The sequence below is a fragment of the Polaromonas sp. genome, assembly GCF_043778355.1.
GTDB lineage: Bacteria > Pseudomonadota > Gammaproteobacteria > Burkholderiales > Burkholderiaceae_C > Polaromonas.
In genome coordinates this window covers 1-6,241 of the sequence record NZ_JAYWHI010000112.1, presented here as the reverse complement: position 1 = coordinate 6,241, position 6,241 = coordinate 1, and the positions used below count along the sequence as shown (strand labels likewise).

Genomic DNA, 6,241 nt, shown 5'->3' with positions numbered 1-6,241 from the left:
GTGGATAGAACGACCGATTGCGGCACCACACCGGAGTTTTTGAAAACTATCGCCCAGAAAATCGTGCAATCCGGTGAGGCTTGGCTTTCAACAACAGTGGTGAATGATGAGACAGTTTTGCGAGCCTGCATTACGAATTACATGACGCAAACCACAGATGTGCAGGCATTGGTGCAACTTTTGGGCGCGGCGCGGGAATCGGTGCGCCATAGAAATTCTCATTGTTTGCCTGGAAATTATTAAATACGGGCGCAGGTAGCTGCTAAATTTATAGCGTTGGATTTTCCAAGTAGTGAGTTTTCTGACCCTGACTATGTGGCAGAGAAGCTGATACTGGTTTAGTCTGCGATGAGGCTTGTTGTTGCAGCCAAGCGTATAGCTGCATCACGCTAGAGCGGGCGTCCAGCCGGCACAACGCCAAGTAGTCAAAGCCAGAGGGCACAAACTGGAATGGCGCCACCAATCGGTCAGCAGCCAGGTCGTCTGCCACCAGATGCTGCGGGGCAACGCAAATACCCAGACCTTTCTGGGCGGCTTCCAGGGTGACGTAGTAGTGTTCGTAAATCTGATGGCTGGCCGCTTGCGGCAGATCAATCTGGCTGGCCGTTGCCCACAAAGACCAGGCATCGGGCCGATTGGCAGCCGACAGCCGGGGCCAGCGTGCAAGGTCTGCCGCCGATTGAACGGGTGCGCGGGTTCCCGGGCCAGCGGTAGGGGCCATGACGGGACCCAGCCATTCGCCGAAAAGCAGCGATGCCTGCCATCCGGCGGGCGGTGCCAGACCGGCAATTTGGGCACGAATCACCACATCAGCCCGCGGCATGTGTGGGTTGTCTACATCCGCATGGGTGGCCAATTGAACATTCAGATGGGGGTGCTGACGGTGCAATGCGTGCAGGCGAGGCAACAGCCACTTGGCTGCAAAGGTGTTGTAGCAAGCCAGCACCACAGTTTGGCTGCTGCGTTGCAGCACAGCGCTGGTTGCCGCTTCGATCTGATCTAGCGCCAGGCCAAGTGGTGGCAGCAAGCGGCGTGCGGTGTCGGTCAACACGGGGTTGTTTTTACTGCCTTCAAACAGCGCGCAACCCAGCCAGTCCTCCAGGTTTTTAACCTGCCTGCTGACCGCCCCGGGGGTGACCGACAGCTCGGCGGCGGCCAGCGTCAGTCGGCCATGGCGAGCGGCGGCTTCAAACGCAATGACTGCATTCAACGGGGGTAGTTTATGTTTCATTTAAGTGACTATAGATCACTTAGACAAGCAAATTTCTCGATTGCCGCAAAGAAAAAGCTCTCTGAAAATAGGCTGTTCCGCAGAAATTGAAATCAACCAACAAGAGAAAAAATCACTATGCCTTTTGTTCACACCTATGTTCATGCAAACACTTTGCCTGACAGGCGCGCACGCATTGTTGACGCCATTCACCAGGCACTGGTCAGCAGCATTGGCATGCCCGAGGACGAGTTGTTCAATCTGGTGCATGCCTACGAGCCAGAAAACTTTTACTACAGTCGCAGCTTCAATGGTATTGAGCGGTCTGACCACCTCGTGGTGGTTGAGATCACGCTGCGCCGCGGCCGAAGCGACGCCATGAAAAAAGACCTGTACAACGCTATCGCTCAAAATATCAGCCAGGCCAGCGGCCAGTCAACGCGCGACGTTTTCATCTTCATGCATGAGAACGACTATTCAGATTGGTCGGTTGGCCACGGTGCATTTGCCATGGCTTTGGTACAGCAGCGCGGCGGGGTTGTGTACAAATGAATCACTTATGCTTCGGCAAACGCCAGCAGAAAAGCTGAACTTGCGCACCCGCACTCAAAGGTACTTTCCATGCCACGTCTGATCGAAATACGAACCTACCGCTTGTTACCCGGCACCATTGACGCCTTTCACCATGCGGTTCACACGCTGGCCGTGCCTATGCTCAAAGCCAAAGGAATGGATGTTGTGGCCTATGGCCGATCAGACCATGAGGAGGAAACGTATTTCCTGATACGTTCCTATGAAAATCGCATGGCACTTGAAACGGAACAAGCGGCTTTTTACGGCTCTGACGATTGGCGGCTCGGCCCCAGGCGCGCGCTGGTTGACCGCATCCAGACTTACCTGAACACGCTGCTTTGGGTTTCAGACACAGCCGTAGTCGAGATGCGTGGGTTGAACAAAAACCAGTAGGCGCTGATACGGTGGCCAGCGCTGTTGACTGGGGTGACGGCTTAGGGTCGTGCAACAACGCTTACTCGACCTTTCTCGGTGGTTTGGGTCGGGGTGGCGTGCTGGTGTGAATCATCATGGTGGCTTTTTCCATCTCCCCTGCGAGCAAGGCGGGCACGGCCTTGAGAGATCGGGTGATGCAGTCTTCAATCGCGATGCGTTGCTCTGGCATGGGTTTTTTGAGCACCCAGTTGATGACTTCTGCCTTGTCGCCGGGGTGGCCCACACCCAGCCGCAGCCGCCAATAATCGCCCGTACCCAACTGGGCATGAATGTCCCGCAAACCGTTGTGACCGGCGTGGCTGCCACCAAATTTCAGCTTGACCTGGCCGGGAATGATGTCGAGCTCGTCGTGCACCACCAGAATTTCGTCGGGCTGAATTTTGAAGAACCGGGCCAGTGCGGCAACTGATTTTCCGGAGAGGTTCATGAAGGTCTGTGGTGTAAGCAGCCACACCGTCTGGCCATTGCCAGTGGTTCTGGCGACCTGTCCGAAATAGCTTTTGTCAAAACTCAAGGGCGCTTTCAGCTCGCGTGCAAGTGCTTCAACCCACCAAAAACCGGCGTTGTGGCGCGTGGCTTCGTACTCTGCACCGGGATTGCCGAGCCCTGCGAATAATTTGATCATGCGGATTCCATTTCCATTTCAACCCGATGCGTTGTTGCTTCGCCAGGCGGTGCTGGAGCACGCCAAAAAGTAAAACGGCCCCTACCTTCTTGCGAGGGTAGGGGCCGCTGGCTTGCTGGCATCGCAGCCCAAGGGGAAACAAGGGGAAAATTACTTCTTCTTGGCGGGCGGCTTGGCAGCTGGTTTTGCGGCGTCTTTGGCAGCTGCGGCGGCTTTGCCGGCGGCTGCCTTGGGGTTAGCGGCCGGTGCTGAAGCTTCAGCCGGTGCGGCATCAACCTCTTCAACGATGGCCGTGACGGACACCAGAACCGGGTTGACTTGGCCCTTGGCGACAAACTTCACGCCTTTTGGCAGGGTGATGTCCTTCAGGTGCAGCGAAGAGCCTTTTTTCAGACCGCTCAGATCAATGGCGATGAACTCGGGAATGTCCGCAGGGAAGCAGGATACGGTCAACTCGGTCAACACGTGGTTGGCCAGGCAATTTTCAGCCTTGATGGCTGGTGAATCTTCTTCGCCGCTGTAGTGCAAAGGCACTTTGACGGTCATTTTGGTCTTGGCTTCAACGCGCTGAAAATCAATGTGCAGGATTTGCTGCTTGAATGGATGCATTTGCAGATCGCGCAGCAAGACCTTGTGGTCTTTGCCGCCCAGTTCCATCTCAAGGATGGAAGCGTGGAAAGCTTCTTTCTTGATGGCGTGCCACAACGCGTTGTGATCGATTTCGATCAGCAAGGCATCGCCGGTACCACCGTAAACAATACCGGGCGTGCGACCGGTGATGCGGAGACGGCGGCTCGCACCCGTACCCTGCTTGGCGCGCTCAAAAGCGACGAATTTCATAATTTACTCCTTGAAGAGGTGTACCGCGACCAGTTCACCCCGGTTTAAAAGGCTGTTCGAGCGCAGCGATTGAATCGCCCGCTGTGCAGCCGCTTTTTGTTTCAGATCAAAACCGCCTGGTCCTGATCTGAAAACAAACTCATGACCGACTCGCCCTTGGCAATGCGCTGAATGGTTTCAGCAATCAATGGCCCGACGGAGAGTTGTCGAATTTTTTTACAATTTCTGGCGTTATCGCTCAGGGGAATGGTGTTGGTGATCACCACCTCATCAAGTGCATCGCCGTGGGCAATTCGTTCAATCGCCGGGCCCGAAAAAATCGGGTGCGTGCAGTACGCGTACACCTTTTTGGCTCCGCGCTCTTTCAGCACTTCAGCTGCTTTGACCAGCGTGCCTGCAGTGTCGATCATGTCATCCATGATCACGCAGTTGCGGCCGTCGATGTCGCCAATGACGTGCATAACTTCAGATACGTTGGCTTTTGGACGCCGCTTGTCAATAATGGCCATGTCGCACCCCAGCTGCTTGGCCAGAGCACGGGCGCGCACTACACCGCCGACGTCAGGTGACACCACCATCAGGTCGTTGTAATTCTTCTGTCGCAGGTCGCCAAGCAGTACCGGCGAGGCATAAATATTGTCAACGGGGATGTCAAAAAAGCCCTGAATCTGGTCGGCGTGCAGGTCCATCGTCAATACCCGTGACACACCCACGGCTTGCAGCATGTTAGCCACCACCTTGGCAGTGATGGGCACGCGCGCCGAGCGTGGGCGGCGGTCTTGCCGGGCATAACCAAAATACGGTATGACAGCTGAGATGCGCTCGGCAGATGCACGCTTGAGCGCGTCCACCATGATCAGCAATTCCATCAGGTTTTCGTTGGTGGGCGCGCAGGTAGACTGCACCACAAACACGTCACGTGCGCGTACGTTTTGCTGAATTTCTACCGTGACTTCTCCGTCAGAAAAACGGCCCACGTGGGCTGCACCCAGTGGAATGCCCAACTGCTGCGCAATTTCGGCCGCCAGGCTCGGGTTGGCATTGCCTGTGAAGAGCAGAAAATCAGGATGGTTCGGCTGCATGTGGGGCCCAGCTTGTATCGACATTTGACTCTCGGCTGAAATTTTAGGGGCCACCAGGCCATGAACGCACCTCAAAACACACAAACCCGCAACAAGCGGGTCTGTAGTGCGGGTCTTGCCCGTCAGGGCAGACTTTCGTAACGACTTTCATCCGGTTCTTGAACCAGATAAAACCTTTCTCTCGGGAAAGGATGGAAATTTTGGCAGGGGTGGAAGGAGTCGAACCTGCGAATGCCGGAATCAAAATCCGGTGCCTTAACCAACTTGGCGACACCCCTACACGGGACAGCTGTCAAACTTTAGACCTGACAGCAAACCCATTAATCTATTGCCTTCTGAAAATTATCCCCACCCGGTCGTATTACCAACCGGCCAGCGGATGCACCTTCAGATTGCTGCACTTGCGGATTTTCCAGCTGTGCATTGACTCGTTATTTGAATCAATGTCGAAGCCTGAACTTTCCGTTCCGTGCGGCAAATGTGCGAATACCGCACTACCGGAGCCTGTCATACGCCCTTGAAGATTTTTCGCCTTGAGCCAATCAAGTGACTGGCCCAATTGCGGACATAAATTCAGGGCAACTGGCTGCAGGTCATTTCGCCCAAACCCGTACACGGTGTTTGTATCGGCTATTTGACCTGTTTCCGATTGTGCATCTGCAGCAAAGCCTACGATTGTAGCAGTCTCCGAGTCTCTTTTTAGCATTGGCGCGTTGAAAATCATCTCTGTCGAAAGTCCGGCAGCGGGTTTGACGACCAAAAAGCTGGCAGCGGGCAGTTGCAGCGGCGTGATGCGCTCGCCCACGCCCTCAACCCAGGCGTGCCCACCCGACAGGAAAAACGGAACATCGGCACCCAGAGACAACGCAAGTGCGAGCAGGTCGGCCCGCGGCAAAGTGACGCCCCACAAGCGCTGCAGGGCCAGCAGGCAACTTGCCGCATCTGACGAACCGCCGCCCATTCCTGCTTGGGTGGGAATCCGCTTTTCAAGACCGATATGCACACCCAAAGAGGTGCCGGTGGCCTTTTGCAAGGCCCGCGCTGCGCGTACTGTGAGGTCGTCCGCTGGTAGATTTTCTGCGTCCTGGTCATTTGCTGCCAGCAGGTCGCTGCGGCTGATGTGGCCGTCACGGCGCAGCTCGAAATGCAATGTGTCGCACCAGTCGATCAACATGAACACCGACTGAATCAGGTGGTAGCCGTCGGCCCTGCGCCCAATGATGTGTAAAAACAGGTTGAGTTTGGCGGGAGCTGGCAGGTTGCGCAGCTCTTTTTGGACTGCACTCATGGTTGCTGCTGTTGTTCTAAAGCGATTCTCAGAACAGCAGGTGTCGGGGACAAGCGTCGTGCGAGGATGCGGCCGTTGGCGTAATTTGCCAGATCGACTTGCCAATCCGCGCGAGATGCTAAATCGTTTTTGCCATCCAGCCATGCAAACAATTGAGGCAGCGCAAGCGATGCGCCGGTTGCTTGTTG

Annotated in this window: 8 protein-coding genes, 1 tRNA gene and 1 pseudogene; 3 read left to right on the top strand and 7 right to left on the bottom strand. The window is 55.5% G+C overall.

From position 1 onward, the window contains the following. Positions 1-243: hypothetical protein (locus ACH2CW_RS16495; RefSeq protein ID WP_395060117.1), on the top strand; the 243-nt coding region annotated here is incomplete at its 5' end. Between the two features lie 25 nt (positions 244-268). Here the strand turns inward: ACH2CW_RS16495 and ACH2CW_RS16490 are convergent. Beyond that, positions 269-1,210: a LysR substrate-binding domain-containing protein gene (locus tag ACH2CW_RS16490; protein ID WP_395060115.1), complete on the bottom strand. Its 942-nt coding sequence runs from the start codon at positions 1,208-1,210 to the stop codon at positions 269-271. Positions 1,211-1,348: 138 nt separating this feature from the next. Here ACH2CW_RS16490 and ACH2CW_RS16485 point away from each other — a divergent pair, with 138 nt between their 5' ends. Both ACH2CW_RS16485 and ACH2CW_RS16480 read left to right on the top strand, forming a co-directional pair. Next, positions 1,349-1,762 (top strand): tautomerase family protein, encoded by a 414-nt coding sequence (locus tag ACH2CW_RS16485; RefSeq protein ID WP_395060114.1) that lies wholly within the window; start codon positions 1,349-1,351, stop codon positions 1,760-1,762. Positions 1,763-1,831: 69 nt separating this feature from the next. Further along, on the top strand, positions 1,832-2,176 hold the full coding sequence (locus tag ACH2CW_RS16480) for an NIPSNAP family protein (protein WP_395060112.1): 345 nt from the start codon (positions 1,832-1,834) through the stop codon (positions 2,174-2,176). Between the two features lie 61 nt (positions 2,177-2,237). Here the strand turns inward: ACH2CW_RS16480 and pth are convergent, their stop codons facing one another. The 6 genes and pseudogenes from pth to ACH2CW_RS16450 all read right to left on the bottom strand — a co-directional run. Further along, positions 2,238-2,843: an aminoacyl-tRNA hydrolase gene (gene pth, locus ACH2CW_RS16475; protein ID WP_395060110.1), complete on the bottom strand. Its 606-nt coding sequence runs from the start codon at positions 2,841-2,843 to the stop codon at positions 2,238-2,240. Positions 2,844-2,993: 150 nt separating this feature from the next. Next, positions 2,994-3,683, bottom strand: a complete 690-nt coding sequence (locus ACH2CW_RS16470) for a 50S ribosomal protein L25/general stress protein Ctc (RefSeq protein WP_395060108.1) — start codon at positions 3,681-3,683, stop codon at positions 2,994-2,996. A 101-nt stretch (positions 3,684-3,784) separates the two neighbouring features. Next, positions 3,785-4,765 (bottom strand): ribose-phosphate pyrophosphokinase, encoded by a 981-nt coding sequence (locus tag ACH2CW_RS16465; RefSeq protein WP_395060106.1) that lies wholly within the window; start codon positions 4,763-4,765, stop codon positions 3,785-3,787. A gap of 201 nt (positions 4,766-4,966) precedes the next feature. Continuing rightward, positions 4,967-5,043 (bottom strand) — tRNA-Gln (locus tag ACH2CW_RS16460). Positions 5,044-5,126: 83 nt separating this feature from the next. Next, a complete protein-coding gene (gene ispE / locus ACH2CW_RS16455; protein ID WP_395060104.1) occupies positions 5,127-6,053 on the bottom strand; it encodes a 4-(cytidine 5'-diphospho)-2-C-methyl-D-erythritol kinase in 927 nt (308 codons plus the stop codon). Beyond that, positions 6,050-6,241, bottom strand: a pseudogene (locus ACH2CW_RS16450) (hypothetical protein); the annotation flags it as partial. The pseudogene ACH2CW_RS16450 and the gene ispE, both read right to left, overlap by 4 nt.